This is a genomic window from Methanosarcina siciliae T4/M (assembly GCF_000970085.1).
Lineage (GTDB): Archaea > Halobacteriota > Methanosarcinia > Methanosarcinales > Methanosarcinaceae > Methanosarcina > Methanosarcina siciliae.
This window is the reverse complement of sequence record NZ_CP009506.1, coordinates 3,919,874-3,937,288: the sequence shown is the minus strand read 5'-3', so window position 1 is coordinate 3,937,288 and position 17,415 is coordinate 3,919,874. Positions and strand designations below refer to the sequence as shown.

The window sequence follows — 17,415 nt, the reverse complement described above, 5'->3', positions numbered from 1 at the left end:
TCCTTCAGTTTTTTTCTCCAGCCGTTTTTCTCCTTTTAATATTTCATATTTATTTCTGTGCTGTTAATTTGGTTTCTTTTTTTCATGACATGGTTTCAGGCCTGGCTGGTAAACCACTCCAGGAACTTATCGACAGCCCTGCGTCGGTGGGAAACCTTATTTTTCTCGGCATCCCCGAGTTCCCCGAAGGTCAGGCCCTGGTACTCGAAGATAGGGTCATACCCAAAGCCGCCAGTGCCCCGTTCTTCGTATGCGATCTTCCCTTCCACGACTCCGGGGAAAACCAGGGGTTCTTTTCCGGGTTCACAGTATCCGACTACGGTTTTGAAGTAAGCGGTCCTATCTTCTTCTCCTTCCATCATCTTGAGCACTTTCAGGTTTCCGAGTTTATCTTCCACAAAGCGGGAATAGGGGCCCGGAAAACCGTTCAAGGCATTTATGAAGATCCCCGAGTCATCTACCATCACAGGCATGTTCAGTTTGTTTGCAACATACTGTGCTCCGTGTGCGGCAATCGGTTCGAGTTCATCTTCCTGGAGTTCCGGATACCCGTTTTTGTTCTGGATTACTTCGATTCCGAAAGTTTTGAGAATATCCCTGACTTCGGCAAACTTGCCTTTATTTCCCGTAACAAAGACGATCTTATGCATAGCGAGCCCTCTTTTTTATCTCTTCAACTCGCTTGAGTACATCCTTTGAATCTATAAAAGTACTTCCATACCCTTTTTCAAAAGCTTTAACAAGAGTTTCGTGGTCGCGATGCGTGCTTTCAAAAGTCTGGAAAAGCACATGGACGTCCACACCTCTGGCTTCCAGGCTTTTGTCAAAGTAGGCAAGCCCGAAGTCAATAAGATAAAGTCTCTCCCCTGCAAGCAGGAGGTTTGAGGTGGTAAGGTCGCCGTGGACTATCCCCGAACTGTGCAGCCTGCCTACAAGCTCTCCGATCTTTTCGGAAAGCTCGGGAGTTATAAGGTACTTTATGGGGACTCCTTCGATGAACTGCATCCTGAGCTTGAATTCCTCAATATCATAGATGATAGGCGTGGGCACTCCTGCCCTCCTGGCTTCAGACATCAGGCGGGCTTCTGTACGGTTCCTGTCCCTCCTGATCTTTTCATCTATCTCCTTATGCCTGTAAAGCTTCGGGACCCTTTCCTTAACGAGCACCTTCTTCCCTTCCGGCCCCTCGTCAAGGTAAATAATAGCTTCAGCCCCGTTGTCCAGCCTTTCTCCGGGGGGAGCTCTGAGGAACGTCTCGGGAGAGATCTCAGGTACCTTTTTAGTCTCTTCTTCCTTTATCCAGGTCACGTTCACGTCATCGGTCCTGAAACTAGGGTTCACCCGCGAATCCCCAAGGGTGAGGGTATTTCCCGACTTATACATCAGGAGCCCGGTGTATGCGATCATCGTCCCATTATCGCCCATGAAACGCTTTTCGGGTACATAGAACTTTGCTCCCCTGGCTTCACACATCTCATTTAACATCTCGCGAAGCCTGGTGTTTGCTCCCACTCCGCCTGCAAGCAGCACTTCTTTTTTTCCTGTGTGGGCAAGGGCGCGTTCCGCAACCTCCACAACCATTGCAAAAGCTGTTTCCTGATAGGAGTAGCAGACGTCCTCAAGAGAGCCTTTTTTCAGGGCTTCGCTTGAAGCCGTGGAAAGCCCGGAAAAAGAGAGGTCCATCCCTTTAATCACATAAGGGAGATGGATATATTGCTTTGCGTTTTTTGCGCAGGCTTCGATTTTAGGCCCTCCGGGGTGAGGCAGGCCTGCTCTCCGCGCAAACTTGTCAAGGGCGTTTCCAAGCCCGATATCAAGGGTTTCTCCAAAGACTCTGTAGCGCCCTTCCATATATGAGATAACCTGGGAATTTGCCCCGCTTACATAAAGAACAACCGGGTCTTTTGCCGGGGTTCGCCAGATCCCTATTTCTATATGGGCGATGCAGTGATTGACCCCTATAAGAGGAATGCCCAGGGATAGGGAAAGCATCCTGGCTGCGGTTGCAACGGTCCTCAGGCAGGGTCCCAGTCCGGGTCCCTGAGAAAAAGCTATGCCGTCAAGGTCTGAAGGCTCCACTCCTTTTTCTTTTGCCTCTGCAAGGAGTCTTTTGATAACACTTGCTGCATACTTTGCATGGTGCTGGGCGGCTTCCCTGGGATGGATTCCGCCGACTTGGGGTTTATAGGTCTCCGTGACCTCGGCAATGATCTCGGTCTCGGTCACGATTGCGGCACTCAGGTTCCAGGCAGTGCCTTCGATTCCAAGGATGAATGTGTTTTTCAAGGCTTCCGGTCTCCTTCCAGTCCTTATCCTCTACTTGATGTCACTGCCTTCGATAATACCGGAGAGGGTTATATACATTTGCTTTTCTGCCATCCAGGATTTTTTATTTATCCTTTTTTATGGGCTTCACATTCTTCCAGGTTTTTTCCTTCTTTTCCGGATTTCAAAACTTCCCTAATTTTTTCGTACTTCCTCTCATGGGTTCCGGAGAGAACAGGCTTTTTTCAAGCCTTTCCGTAAACTCTTCCAGAACGGATGCGGGGATATCAAAATCAGGTGGTGGCGGGGTAAACGTTTCAAGTTCAAGTTCTTCTTTTTCCGGCCTGCCGAGCCTGAATGCCGGAAGGAACAGGAAGATGAACAGAATAAGAATTGAGATTATATACTCTTTCCCATAAAGTGCCCATAAGACATTGTTTTCCCCGGCCGGATATAAAATCTGGCTTATAACGGATGCAGGCCAGGATATAAGGGGAAGGGTTGAAGCTGCAGGATGGGACAGCAGCAGGCTGAAGACTAATAGGAAAATTAGCCAGAATCCTGCTTTTTTAAGAGTCCCGTGGGTTCCCGGAGCAAGCCACCACTCCCACCAGGTTGATCCCTGACGACCTGTCCGAATGTTTTTAAGGAGGAGGGCCGCAGGCTCTTTCATCTTCAGGGAATTTTCGAGCTTCAGGCATTCTTCGAGCCTTTCGAATGCTTTTCTGAAGTAACGGGCCTTGCAGTAAAAAAGGCCCAGGAAGTACAGGGTGTAAGCTTTCAGTTCATTGTCTTCGGGGGTCTGGCATATGGCTGCCTTTTCGAGTTTTCCTGTAGCTGCTAGGAGCATGTACTTGAAACGTGCACTGTTTTCCTCAAAGGAAGTTTCTGCATAAATATACCTGGCATATGCATCCCAGAGCAGGAGCCTCTGGTCTTCCGTATCCAGGGCAAGAGCAAGCCTGAAGGACTCCAGGGCGTCTTCAAATGCCTGTTCTTCAAGCTCAACTCTGCCTTTCAGATTCCTTGAAAATGCATTTTCCGGAGCTTCAGCAATTGAAGCTTCAAGCTCTTTTAAGGCTCCCCTGCTGTTCCCTATCCTGAAGTAAATCTCTGCAAGTCCGTTCCTGGCATGAATGTTTTTCGTGTTTGCTTCAATTGCTTTCCTGTAAGCCTTCAGGGCCCTATCAAAATCTCCCTGTCTGGCACAGGCAAAGCCCAGCAGGCAGGAGGAAAGATCAGGGCATTTATCCTCTGCTGTGATCCTCTCGAGGACCTCGATAGCCTTCCCAAACTCCTGAAGTCTTATCAGGGCAAAGGCTTTCATTACCGCAGCAGGGGTATCTTTCGGATCGAAGATAAGGACTGTATCAAAAGCTTCCAGGGCTTTTTTCCATTCTTCGCAGTGTACAAAAACAAGGCCTTTTCCGGAACAGGCGATTTTTCCGTTTCCCGAAAGCTTTCTGGCGCTCTCAAAAGCTTCCAGGGCGGCTTCATACCTCCCGAGTGCATCAAGGGCAAAACCTTTCGCGATCCTGAGCTTTTCCAGCACGGGTTTTTTCTCGGCAGCATCCAGAGTCCAGGACATTTCCGCTTCTCTTTCTTCCACGGGCTCCCTGGCTTTTTCTGCGCCTATGCTTGCGTAAAAAAGTTCTTCTGCCTGCTCAAAAACTTGAAGGGCTTCTTCATATTCCCCGAGACATATGAGGGTAATTCCCAGGCAGGTCAGGGGATAGATATCCCCTGACCTGTACCTCGCTGCCCTGTCAAAAGCTTGAAGTGCTTCTTTATATTCCCCTAGTTCGGCAAAAGCAAGTCCTCTATATTTCCAGCCTTCAACCCCTATTTTATCTTCCGGGAGCTTCCCGGACAGCTCAAGGTATTTCTTAAATGCTGCATGTAACTGGTTTTCAAGAGCTTTTTCTTCGTCATTTTGCCGGGATTTAAGCCTGGAGAGGGCAACTCCGCGGTTGTAGCGGGCAGGCAGGCTTTCGTAATCAAGTGTAAGGAGGCTCTCATAAGCTTCGAGGGCTTCCCGGTACTTTCCGAGCTTGCAGAGCACATTTCCTTTCCCGTTCCAGGCAAAGTCGTTTTCGATGTCAAGCCTCAGAGCTTGCTCAAATGCCTCCAGGGCTCTGGAATAGTCTCCAAGCTGGTAATAAATTTCCCCGACTCCGCTCATGATGCAGCTGTTTTCAGGTTCGATGGAGAGGGCTTTTTCGTAAGCTTTCATTGCTTCGTAATATTTTCCGAAGGCGAGGAAACAACTGCCTGTCCCACCCCAGTTTTCGAAATTTTCAGGGTCCTCTTCAATGTTTTTCCTGAATGAGTCAAGCGCCTGTTGAAAATTTCCAAGAGCAAGCAGGGTTTTTCCCCGATTGATCTTTGCTTCGCTAAGAGAACTGTCCATCCAGAGTGAACTTTCAAATGCTTCAAGAGCTTCCTCATACCTTCCCAGGTTTCCGAGTAACTTGCCTTTTTCCATCACGTTTCCTGCATTCATGGGCTCAAGCACAAGGCTTCTTTCAAAAGCTCCAAGTGCTTCTTCTTTTTTCCCGATGCTTTCCATAATTTTTCCCTGAGTTTCCCATGCCTCTGCAGAAGAAGGTTTAAGTTTCAAAGCCTTTTCACTTGCCTTCAAAGCTTCCCTCTTCCTTCCCAGGGAAAGGCATGCTTTTGCCTTACCTTCCCATGCCCCTGCATGCGAGGGTTCCAGCGCCAGGGTCTCTTCAAAGGCTTTAAGAGCTTCTGCACTCTTCCCCAGAATGTAGAGAGACTCCCCCCTGTAATACCAGGCCCCTGGATTTTCGGGATTTATTTCAAGGGCTCCCGAGAGGGCTGAAGCAGCTTCTGTATGCCTTTCTAGCTGGTTTAAGGTAAGCCCGCTGTAATAAAGAGCTCCCGGATGTTCGGGATCTTTTTCAATCACACTCTCGAAAGCCTCCAGAGCTCTCTCGGGAAGGTTCAGGTACCCCAGAGTCAGCCCCTTAAAATAGCGGGCAGAAACATTATCCGGGTCAAAAGCAAGAGCCTTTTCAAAGGCCTCCAGAGCTTCCTCAGGCCGGTCCAGATAACGCAGTATGTTTCCTTTATATTGCCAGGCAATCGTATCCTGAGGGTTTATCTCAAGCAGGGCGTCGAAAGCTTCAAGAGCCTTTTCAAAATTTTTCTCGGACTCAATTGGATTTTTCAGGTTCAAAAGAGCAAGGGCTTTACTGTACCAGGCTCTGGCGTAAAGAGATTGCATATTCCCCCCGGAGTTCTCTTCTTAAAATATTTGTGTGAAATATATCTGCTCACGGCTATATATATGCCTACCGAAAAGAGTTACTTATTTACTTAATTTGGGGTTTATTCGAATTACTTAAATTGAGTATACCCCGTTTTCTAGTGTAAATTATATTAATATGATACACAATGAGATATTTTTAACAATATATACCCATTAGATCTAATTTTATGTTAAGTAATTATGGATACGAGAATATGAACTATGTAAAAGAAACGTTCAGAGAGAAATAAGGAGACAAGGAAGAACAGGCCCGAGATTTCTCTTTTTTTGTCTGTGTATGGTAGCAAAAATCAATGTTGATATCGAGGAGTTCAAGCAGCTATATGCCATAGGATCGAATGACAAAAATAGCTGAATCTCCTGTTTTTTCTTCTCAATCCGCGCGGAGTATACGCAATGATATGAGTTTGCCACCACAACCAGAACAACACTCCGGAACTGATGAAAAAAACATTCCCGAATCAACGAAACCGAATTTCTCGTGCACTACCGGCAGGGCAAAAGCAAAAGAAATCGCAACGAGTTCCATCACTTATGACGTCATGTATGAATGAATGAGAACGCGTAACTACAAATTAAACCGTGTAAAATATGTCCGGGAGGTAGAAATGCCATCCCAGCAGCAACTGGAGCTGAAAAGGAAGCACGAAAAAAGACTCGAGTTGTATAACAGGGCCTTTCAAACACTCAAATTACGGCCAAATTAAGCGAAAAGAAATTTTGACCATAATAACCGTTTCGAAGTAGTTATCCTTACAGGAACGGCGAAGAAATTGAAAAACTTGCTCAGGCTATGACATCTCTCAGAAATGTAACATTCTCAGAGCTCACCACGGTAACATTGGCAGGCAAGATGTGACCTTCCTTTTTAAGTAAAGCCCCTGAACATGAAAATTTACACATGCAAGTTTTGTCAGCTGTTGATAAGAAGCTGAGAGCTACCGAGAGTAATCCTCCTGCAAAACCGAATAACTTTAAAAATTCAAAAACACAAACAGTTTTGATAGCCATGAAATGCTTCAGAAAAGATTAGAGAAATACTCGACATTGGGCAAAAGGAAAATTTATCCGGCTTCGCCCTACACCGTCACTTCTTAACTGCTTTAAACTTCTGCAGGCAGGAAACCTCCGGCATTAAACTGCTCACAATCTCAGAAGAAGTTTCTATATTTTAGAAACGCTTCTGGGAATATGTGTATGGATGTGTCCTATTTAACATTTTTTTATCCACTTTAACATTTTTTTATCCACTTTAACATTTTTTTATCCACTTAATACAATTATATGTTATTTTTATAAATATCTTTAATATTAACTAAGGGAATATAATTATTATTTAAGATCCGTACTATAATCAGCCAAAGAAAAAATCAATTAATGGTATTATCCCTTATTTGAGAGTTCTTCTTTTTCCTGTATCTGAAAATGAATTATTTTTATTTGACAACCTTTATTGATGCTTTTTTTCAATGTAAAACGAGGTAGACGGGCAAAAAAAGAAGTTTCCAGAACCGAGATCGATCAGCCCACGTCAGGAAGAATTATCGTTTCCGATTCTGGCAATAGAAAGCTAGCCAGATAAAAGGCTAATAATAAGATTTTTATTTAAATTAATTGCAATTAGTATGAAATAAAATAAATTTGCTCATAATTTATCATTATAATATACAACGATTTCACACATAATCACAAAATACTATATATAATTAACACATTAGTACTTTTAGAGTCTGTCCAAAAAGTGTTACGACCTGCTGCAACTTTTACAACATGTGCAACCGGAGCGGCCATTCGGATATTATAGATCTGTTGTAACTTTGCAACACTCCATTATTGACTTTGCGGATAGACTCTTTACAACCGGGGAATTTGTGGTAAAAAGGAATATTTATTCATACAGGTTTGGTTTTCAGAATGTGGGGTCATTACTTTTCCATTTTAAAGTAAGATTCTCGTTTTTGTACTGGATGGATATAAAATCAATATTGTGCTGATAGGTCGTAAAAAAGCCAGCGGACTAATATCGCAAAAAACACAACCTGAGTCTTTATTAGAGAAGCCGGGCCGGTGGGGAGATAACCGGTTATCGGTTAGCTGAAGGGGCTAATCGGAGAGCATGAAAAAAACCTGGAATTAAGGGTAAAAGAAGTTAAAGGAAACCCTGCCTCCAGGCTCTCCATTGTATTATTTCGTATGCCTTTACTGGACAGTATCTCTCGGCGAACCCCATCATAAAATCGTCGAAGATGGGATAGTACAATGGAAGTTTGTGTAATGCGGGGACAATTTGCAATAGATGACCAAAAAAAGTAGATAAAAGGAGTAAGTAAAAATGAAAATGTCGAGAATGAAAAATAAAGCGGGTCTGTATTTAGGACTTGGGATCTTAATGTTTTGCATGCTCTGTGCAACAGCGTATGCAGGATATAATTACGATGGATACCCCCTTGAAACCATCGAGGAAGGAACCTTAAAGGGTGATGTTTATGTAAGTTATGGAGACCACGCCGGACTTAATAATTATTACCCTTGGAACTATACTCTCAATACTCTTGTTACCAACTTTTCGGATGTCCCGACCGATGGTATCGTGTGGGCTGAGCTGAAGGTTGGAGTCTGGGGAGGAAAGGTAAACCGTGAAGGTTTTGCAAATGCTACATTGAGCAATTCCACGGACCCCTATCCAGACGGATACAACCTTGGAATGGTGTACCTTAATACAACAGATCCCTCTTCCAACGTAGATTGTTGTGGAAATGGAGTATATTTAATCAAATACAACTGCACAAATGTACTTCCACTTCTGAATAGCGATAATATTACGGCAACAATCAACGCCTGGCCGGACGAGTCACTGGCATCAACTGACTGGCTTGACAGCCGTATATACGGAGCTGTTCTCATAGTCGCCTATGAAAATGGGAACTGTTATACCCAGTACTGGATCAACCAGGGCCTTGAAAACCTGCACAAGGATTACACAGGTTATCCACATAAAGATGCTAACATCACCTGGTTCAACGGAACTGCAGAAGAAGGATGTTCTTGCCTGACGGTTGCATATTTTACAGGCGACTATGGACAGAATGACTACCTGCACTTCAACCCTCCCTGTAACAATACTTCTCCGTACATTTCCCCATACAACAGCAACTTCGGAAATGCAGCCTGGAACAAAACCCACTATTCCGGATATCAGATCGGAGGGGATGATGTTGCTAACGAAAATTCAGACACCGCCAATTACTTTGACCTGCATACTTTCTGCGTAACAGGCCTCGTAAACAACGAAGACAACAATTATGCAACCTTCTGGAGAGCACAAAACGACACCGGCACAATCTATGACCCGGCCTGGCCAGGTGTAGGAGACGGCGAATCCTACTACACTCCGTTCCTTGCAGTGCTGAAGACAAGAATTTGCACCTTTGACTTCAGTAACAACACTTCGGGAGTGGCAGGTGTAGACCACTTTGCCTACAGATACCAGAATAATTCAAGGGCACCGATCACCAATGATGTCCCAGATATCGAATTTACCTCCGCCCAGTATAACAACATCAAAGCAGACGATAGCGTTTTCCAGCAGGATGTAACTAATTCCGATGGCAACTTTGCCGCACACAGGTTTGTGTTCAACGTTAGTTGCTGCTGTTGCAATGCATCTCTTCTCGACGCCAATGTAACCTGGAACGGCAAAGGCTGGCATGATGCAGGTGGTAGTTCCGATGGTGCTTACCTCTACATCTGGAACTTCAATACCGGTGCTTATGAAGAACTGGACAACTGTGATGGTAATGGAAGTGAGCAGTACCTGACCGGCGAAATCACAGCTAATCTCGGAAACTACATCAACAATGGCCAGGTAATCGTGCTGGCAGAACAGAAGACTGCACAAGTAACTTCTGGTATTCCCCCTGTCACAAATAGTTCTCATATCGAAACAGATTATGTAAAATTGTTGTTTAAACCTAAAGCATGATCTCCTGAGTTCTGGAAAAACATAAGGTAGAAAAATGTTCTTAGAAACTTTTCCATTAAACTTGGAGGTTTAATCAAAACCTCCATTTTTTTAAGAAGATTTGGAAACTGCAATAGGTCGTTAGTTAAGGATTTCTTGCCTGCAGTTTATTGATTCTATAGCAGAAATTTGCCTCATAATTTATGTTATCTTTTCTCAAAATCAAAGACATATGATCTCACTTTAAGATTCAATTGTTTCAACATAAAACCCATGCCAATCAAAGTCATTTTTAGTTAAAAAATCAAAAAATAATGTATATATACAAATATTTATTAATACAAAAATTTATATTCATGTTATTTTGCAGATATATAAATGGACATATAATTTATCTTTTAATAAGAATTATATATCCCTTAATGTTAATCTTTTTGTCTGAAGTAAATATGTTGCGGCAAAAATCCGGGTACATGAAAGTTTGCGGAAATATTCCGCTTATTTAGCTAGCATCTAAAAGAGATAGAACTAAGAGTCTATCCAAAAAGTTAGAATACATATTGAAAAAGTCACGGTAGGTCTGTAACCTTAGAGTACATGCTCTGGTTTTGGATATTATATATTCTAAGAGTTACAGCAGGTAACACTTTTCGGATAGGTTCTTAGAGGTTGAGTCAATGAATCCGGAGCACAAATTCTCAAACTATTCAAAAAACTTCACTGTTCACAAACTCTCTCTTGATTCTGATCTCAAATTGCATAAGATATGAAAGAATTATTTTTTGGTTTAGAGGGAATAGTATATGAATAAAAGAATGCTTCTAATCTTCTTTGCACTTATTTGCATGATGTTAATAACACCTGCAGAAGCAAAGACATGGTACGTCGATGATGATGGTGGAGTAGATTTCACTGATATACAGGCTGCTATTAACAGCGCTTCTTCCGGAGATACGATCTTTGTTTACAGCGGAACATATAGCGGTTTTTATGTAAATATACCATACTTAAGCATCATAGGAGAAGGAACTGATTTCGTAACAGTGGGTAGTAGCATATATCTACCTGAAGGCTCAAGTGCATCTGAAAATGCAACTGGAACTGTTCTTGAAGGAATAAAACTAAAGTCGGAGCCAAAGATTACCATTTCTTCAGTAAGTACGGCTTCGGACTTAACTTTCAAGAATTGTACTTTTACCAAAATCAAGACATCTAATGGTGTGGAGTTAGATACAGATAATGTGATTTTTGAAAACAACCTTGTTTTGGAAAGTGGAGGACTTTATGGAATTAGAGTACTATCAGACAATGCAAACTTTGTAAATAATACCCTCTATGATTCCCAATCGACATATGGTGCTATTGCAGTGTGGGGAGTTATGGATGGATTATTTGAGAATAATACTATTGTTAACAGTACAGGAGCTGCTGGTCTTATTTATATGGCAAACAATTGCACATTTTCCAAAAATAATTTCTTACAAAACCCTGAAGGAATATTGCTCTATGAGCCAGGTAACGATCATACGTTTTATAATAACAATTTCATAAAAACGAGTCTTGTAAGAGCATGGGGATGGTCAGGTGATTTTACTGCAAGTTTAAACTCCACCATTCCTATCAAATACACCTACAACGGCCAGACCTACTCAGGTTACATGGGCAACTACTGGTCTGATTACACCGGCACCGACGAAAACAACGACGGGATCGGCGATACTCCCTACACAATTCCAAACGACCTTGGGACCGACTATTACCCCCTGATGCAGCCCTATGAAAACTATTTTGACGAGGAGCCGGTTTTTACCAGCATCGAAGTCACCCCGGTGACTGCGGACCTGACCACCAGCAGCATCCTGCAGTTTACCGCCGTTGCAAAAGACCAGTACGGAAACTCGATGCCAAACATCGCCTTCACCTGGGAAAGCAGCAATGAAATGGTCGGCACAGTAAACTCGACAGGTTTCTTCACGCCCCTTGCAGTCGGAAGCACCAAAATAACAGCATCTGCAGAAAGCCTAAACGGCACTGCTCAGGTAACGGTAGAAACACCGGAACTGACCACTATTGAGGTTTCGCCTTCCTCAGCTGTCCTTAGCACGGGAAACACTCTGCAGTTTACTGCCAGAGCACTGGACCAGGACGGAAATGCCATATCCGGGATTGACTTTAGCTGGTCCAGTGATAACGAGACTGTCGGAACAACGGATTCAACAGGGTTATTCAGTGCAATAGATCTCGGTACAGCAAACTTGAGCGCAGCGAGCGGGGAAGTCTCAGGTGTTGCACTGGTCACCGTAACCAGCACCGATCTTATCGCGGATTCAATCGTTGCTGATTCTCCTGTCCAGGGCAAGCCGGGTTCCGTGAACGTAACGGTCAGGAATGCAGGGCCGGTAGCAACCGGAACATTCGATGTCTCACTGCTAGCCGACAATACGGAAGTTGGCCGGAATACTGTTTATTCCCTCGAAACAGGGGAATCATGCATTGTCACCATCTCCTGGACACCTTCCTCATACGGAGAGGTTAACCTCACGGCCGTTGTGGATCCGGAAGGCGCTATTGCCGATTCCGGTAGCGCGAATAATATACTCTCGGAGACAGTAACGGTTACTGCCTTCAGCCCGGATCTTGTTGCAGAGGCAATCGCAGCCGACTCTCCAGTTGAAGGGACTGCCGGAGACGTAAATGTAACGGTCAGGAACACGGGCCTGGCAGCAGCCGGGGAATTCAACGTCTCACTACTTGCAGATAATGTGGAAGTAGGCCGAAGTACTATTCCTTCCCTTGAAAGCGGAGAATCACGTACTGTCGACATTTCCTGGACACCTTCCTCATACGGTGAGGTAAATCTCACTGCCGTTGTGGATCCCGAAGAAGCGATTGAGGATTCCGACATCTCGAACAATGAAATATCGAAGACAGTGATGGTTACATCTTCCACCCCTGACCTGTCACTATCTTCGGTGTCGTTTACCAATTATCCCTTCTGCAATAACACTCTCAAGGTAACCGTTCTCAATTCAGGTGCAGGAAATACCGGAACATTCAATGTAACGGTACTGATAGGCGAAGTCAGTACAAATGTAACTATACCGGAACTTGGAGGAGGAAACAGCACCACCATCAGTATTGAAGATATAATACGGCAGGTCGGCGATACTGTTGCGATCACTGTCACGGCTGACCCCGCGGACGTTATTGCCGAAACAAATGAAACAAACAACGAATACACTAAAACTGCGACCATATCCACAACCGGCCAGAAATATAACGGGGGCCGGTACTCCAATGGATATGATCTGGTAAACAACGTGTTCTATACGGAAGGCAATGTTGGGGTGGCTGTCGCCATATCAGGTCGTTATGTTTCAACCAACAAAAAAGTCGTCACAACTAGAACTTTTTCCGCAGATGATCTTGATATCCCCGCCGGTGCGACCATAAAGTCGGCCCGGCTTTACCAGGGCTCGACGTGGTATGGAGATCCCGGGTTCAATCTCCAGTTCAACGGTCATGAGACCCAGGAAGCCGATGCAAAATACTGGGACTGCATCAATGGCCAGTATGCCTTCGATGTAACCACATACCTGAACACAACCGGCGACAATACGGCAGTTCTCACTTCCACGAACTCTTTAAATGATTATGCCTACTATGCCACGGCCCTTATTGTGGTCTACGAGGCCGACAGCGAACCTTATCGCCAGATCTGGGTGAACGAAGGCAGCGACTGTCTGCTCGCCGATTACGGTCCTGAATTGGCCTGGGGTTATACGATGTTTGACAACGTAAGCACCGACGATCTTTTCTCCGCCAGGGTCATCACTGTCCTAGAATCAGACGACGGCGACGTCAACTCCATAAACTTCAATGGTGAATCTCTTCCCAGAATTAAAACAGGCGGATCGGATCCGACTATCAAGTACTTCAGTGTCACAGACGCCCTTTCGAACGGGGAGAACGAACTTGGAGTCACTGGCCCCAGCTACTTTAACTTCGCCAATGCTGTTCTTGAAGTCACTAGAGAAACTGCCTCTGAAGCCAACTTCACAGCAAGTGTTACGAGCGGAAACGCTCCGTTAAACGTGGAGTTCACCGACACCTCTACCGGCACCCCAACCAGCTGGGCCTGGGACTTCGGAGACGGGAAAAACTCCACTGAGCAAAATCCGACCCACACCTACACTGCTGAAGGAACCTATACCGTAAAACTCACAGTCTCGAACTCCCTCGGAAGCGATTCTGAAGAGAAAACCGGATACATAACAGTGGGCTCAGTTGTTCTTGCCCCTGAAGCCAACTTCAGTGCAGATCCGACAACCGGAACAGCACCTCTCTCCGTCCAGTTTACGGACGAATCCACAAACACCCCAACCTCATGGACCTGGGACTTCGGAGAAGGAGATACCTCTACTGAGCAAAATCCAACCCACACATATGAAACCATAGGCACATATACTGTAAAACTCACTGCCACAAATTACGGCGGAAGCAATTCCACAATAAAAACCGATTACATCACTGTAACTTCTGATGTTTCAGCACCCATCGCAAGCTTCACTATGGATTCAAATTCAGGCAGGGTGCCGTTTACGGTTCAGTTCACTGATACTTCTAACGGTAGCGTGAGCAGCTGGAAGTGGGAATTCGGAGACGGTGGTATTTCTACCGAACAGAACCCGATCCATACCTATGTGACAGAAGGAAGTTACAATGTCACTCTAATCGCTACAGGACCGGGAGGCAGTAATACAATAACTTCTACCGAACCTGTTGTTGTCAGTGCACCACTAACTTCAGACAGCTACAACGGTGGTATTCCACTGACAAACGTACAAAACGGAACGGTTTCAGGTGGACTCTGGTACGATTCATATTACGCTATGGAGACGTCTGCTCAAAAAGCGTTTACTCTACCTTCTTATTCTGATATTAAGTGGGCCAGACTCTACATTGACGTCTATGACGGACACATGCAAAACAATTACAGAGGAAATGTTGAGATTGGCATCGATGCCGATGGCGATAGCACCTACGAACTCCGGAAGAACGAAACTTTCAACACCACATACTCGTTCCCCGGAGAAGGCGGAGCCGGCCCTGTATGGTTAAGCGACCACATGAACCGTGTAACAAGTGACTACCTGATGTGGTACGATCTCACTGACGCAATTGGAGGTCAGCAGGTGAATGTACAGGCCATAACCTCAAAGATCGACTCCAATTTTGACGGTCGTGTCAAGGCCATGACACTGGTTGTTGCCTACGATGACGGTGATTCCGATGAGGTGTATTACCGGGTCAACCAGGGCCATGATACGGTCAATCCGCTGGATACGGAATATACAGGTTCGACTGCATTTGACACTTCAACGCTTGCAAGCGACTGGAATTCTGCAAACCTCTCTGCAATCTACCTTGCCAGTGTGGACGGTATCTATACTTTCCAGGGTACAACCCTGACCTCAGGGACACCGCAGGGTAGCTACTATGGAGACAATACCTGGGACGTGAGTTCCATGCTCACGGCCGGAGAAGATAGTACTTTTACCTACAACAAGCAGGATGAAAAGTACTACAAGATCCCGCTTGTCCTCATGAGCGTAAAATATGCAGGATCCGGGCCGGTGGCTCCAACTGCAGACTTCAGTGTAAATGTAACTGAAGGTGGGGTTCCTCTGGCTGTCCGGTTCTCCGACGAGTCAACAGGTTCCCCAACTGCCTGGGTATGGGACTTCGGAGATAACGAAACGTCATCGGAACAGAACCCGGTGCATACTTATTCTGCAGCAGGTAACTACACAGTGAACCTCACAGTTACAAATGAAGTTGGTAGCGATTCCGAGGTGAAGACTGATTATATCATGTTATCAGAATCTTCTACGCCTGAAGAACCAGTTGCTGCTTTCACTGCAAATGTAACTAACGGTGATGTTCCTCTGACTGTTCAGTTCAGTGATGAATCTACTGGATCTCCAACCTCCTGGTTCTGGGACTTCGGAGATGGTGCAAACTCAACTGAGCAGAGTCCTATCCACACGTACACATCAGCCGAAACCTATACTGTAAATCTGACTGTAGAAAATGCCGCTGGTTCTGACTTTGAGTCAAAATCGGATTACATTGAAGTTTCCGAAGCTTCCGGGTCAACCGTTACTCTCTATTTCGACCCTGAAAGTTCCTCAGTTGCAGAAAACGAATCCACTGAAATAAATCTCGTTGCCAGTAATTTCCCTGCAGGCCTCTCAGGCTACAACCTGACCGTTGCTCTTGACGACCCGGATGTTGCCGAGATCGTGGACATTGATTATCCCTCCTGGGCTCTTATTACTGAGAACTCTACCCTGCCCGGGACTTCGATCTACATGAAAACTGTTGACCTGGAAGATGCCGTTAAGGCAGATGCAGCAGATGTTGTGCTTGCTACTCTCACGATTTCAGGAAGGGAGAAAGGATCTGCAAACCTTTCGATAGGGGTTAAACGTCTGGAGGAAGATTCCGGTGACTCTATCGAACCAGGATTTTTAACAGGGACAATTGAAGTAACCATTCTTTCCCCTCTGCCTGACCAGGAATATGCCCCTGAAGACCTTGACGGAGACGGACTCTATGAAGACCTCACCGGAAACGGGGAGTTCAGTTTCGTAGATATAGTGGCATACTTCCATAACATGGACTGGATAGAGGAAAACATGCCGGTGGAGTACTTTGACTTCAACGGGAATGGGAGGATAGACTTTGATGATGTAGTGCGGATGTTTGCAATGATTTAATTGAAGAGAAACAATGAAAAAACATGGGTAAATTTGATAAAATGAAAGGGAATAGAGAAAGTTTTTCTTAAATTTCCCACAACTTTTTCTTTCATCTATTTGTAAAATATGATTTTATGGGTCAGAACCTGGGGAGTTGAATTAAGGTTGTTTTTCTCAAAAAACGCAGATGAAATTCTCTGAATTATACTTTTGGACGCTATTCATAGAATAGATACGGATTTATTCTTTACCTGAAACTCCTCACCTGTATACATTTACAGGAGAGGAATTTTCAGAGTCGAATGTGTCGCACATATATTTAGGAGGCGTGTCTGTTTTGGTGTCTTTTGGACATTTTTTGACAGAACTATGTATGTTGAGCAGGTATTTAATATTTTTCCTAATTTTCATAATATTTAATGTTATCATATTTGAAATTTGTATTACCAGGCCACGAGAAATAGTTGATCCAGAGATGTGGAACTCAAAGAACTTTTGAAACTATAATGAGTGTATACGAAAATCAAGCATTGGACCCATATGTAAACAGAGAAAAGTTAAAGAAGAATAGTTTGAATGAAAACATTAAACTCCCCACCTGCCCGCCCTCACAGGTGGGGAATTTCTGGGCGTCCAAATAATGCTAAGGAATTTTTTCTGTTTTTGAGTTTTTTTTGAAGGCATAATATCGGATGAAACACTCCTATTTAAAATTTCTCTTTTAATTCAGGTATATGAAATGTTATGATAATTTTAAATCGTATTATTAATAATGAACTATATCTCGTAATGTATAAAATCATTTTTCAGCCTTATGAAAAAGATGGATGTTTTTGAGAACATAAAGTAACACTTAAGCTTGAATGGGTGAAGCCCGGATATGGGTATTTGAGTCCCCGTTTCTTTTCAGGTTTTGAATATACGCCGTAATTTTTTCATTTTTTTATTATTGGGAGATCTCCCCACGGACTAAAAGAGCTAAAAATAATTGTGATTCAATCCCTAACACCTCTCTTAGATCCTGCTGAAAAAGGCCACAACCACAGGAACTAGCGTCTGCTTTTCTGTAACTCGTTATAATTTATCCCGAAGGAGCAAAATAATTCTTGAATAGTAGTAACTTTTCTCTATTT

General features: G+C 44.3%; 6 protein-coding genes. 3 read left to right on the top strand and 3 right to left on the bottom strand.

From position 1 onward, the window contains the following. Nucleotides 1-95 precede the first annotated feature (95 nt). The 3 genes from MSSIT_RS16415 to MSSIT_RS16400 form a co-directional block, all read right to left on the bottom strand. On the bottom strand, nt 96-650 hold the full coding sequence (locus MSSIT_RS16415; protein WP_048173614.1) for an XTP/dITP diphosphatase: 555 nt from the start codon (nt 648-650) through the stop codon (nt 96-98). Beyond that, entirely contained in the window at nt 643-2,286 is a 1,644-nt protein-coding gene (locus tag MSSIT_RS16410) for a bifunctional N(6)-L-threonylcarbamoyladenine synthase/serine/threonine protein kinase (RefSeq protein ID WP_197080292.1), read from the bottom strand. The genes MSSIT_RS16415 and MSSIT_RS16410 overlap by 8 nt, the downstream gene beginning before the upstream one ends. Before the next feature lie 163 nt (nt 2,287-2,449). Continuing rightward, nucleotides 2,450-5,512 carry a tetratricopeptide repeat protein gene (locus MSSIT_RS16400; RefSeq protein WP_048173611.1) on the bottom strand — a complete coding sequence of 1,021 codons (3,063 nt, stop codon included), beginning with the start codon at nt 5,510-5,512 and terminating at the stop codon, nt 2,450-2,452. A gap of 446 nt (nt 5,513-5,958) precedes the next feature. On the opposite strand from MSSIT_RS16400, the gene MSSIT_RS23645 reads away from it, so the two are divergent. The 3 genes from MSSIT_RS23645 to MSSIT_RS25050 all read left to right on the top strand — a co-directional run bounded on the left by MSSIT_RS23645 (nt 5,959) and on the right by MSSIT_RS25050 (nt 16,300). After that, nucleotides 5,959-6,111: a hypothetical protein gene (locus MSSIT_RS23645; protein ID WP_156157485.1), complete on the top strand. Its 153-nt coding sequence runs from the start codon at nt 5,959-5,961 to the stop codon at nt 6,109-6,111. 1,778 nt (nt 6,112-7,889) lie between these two features. After that, on the top strand, nt 7,890-9,539 hold the full coding sequence (locus tag MSSIT_RS16390) for a DUF3344 domain-containing protein (RefSeq protein WP_048173609.1): 1,650 nt from the start codon (nt 7,890-7,892) through the stop codon (nt 9,537-9,539). Between the two features lie 824 nt (nt 9,540-10,363). Then, nucleotides 10,364-16,300: a DUF3344 domain-containing protein gene (locus MSSIT_RS25050; RefSeq protein WP_231589925.1), complete on the top strand. Its 5,937-nt coding sequence runs from the start codon at nt 10,364-10,366 to the stop codon at nt 16,298-16,300. Nucleotides 16,301-17,415: the final 1,115 nt, after the last annotated feature.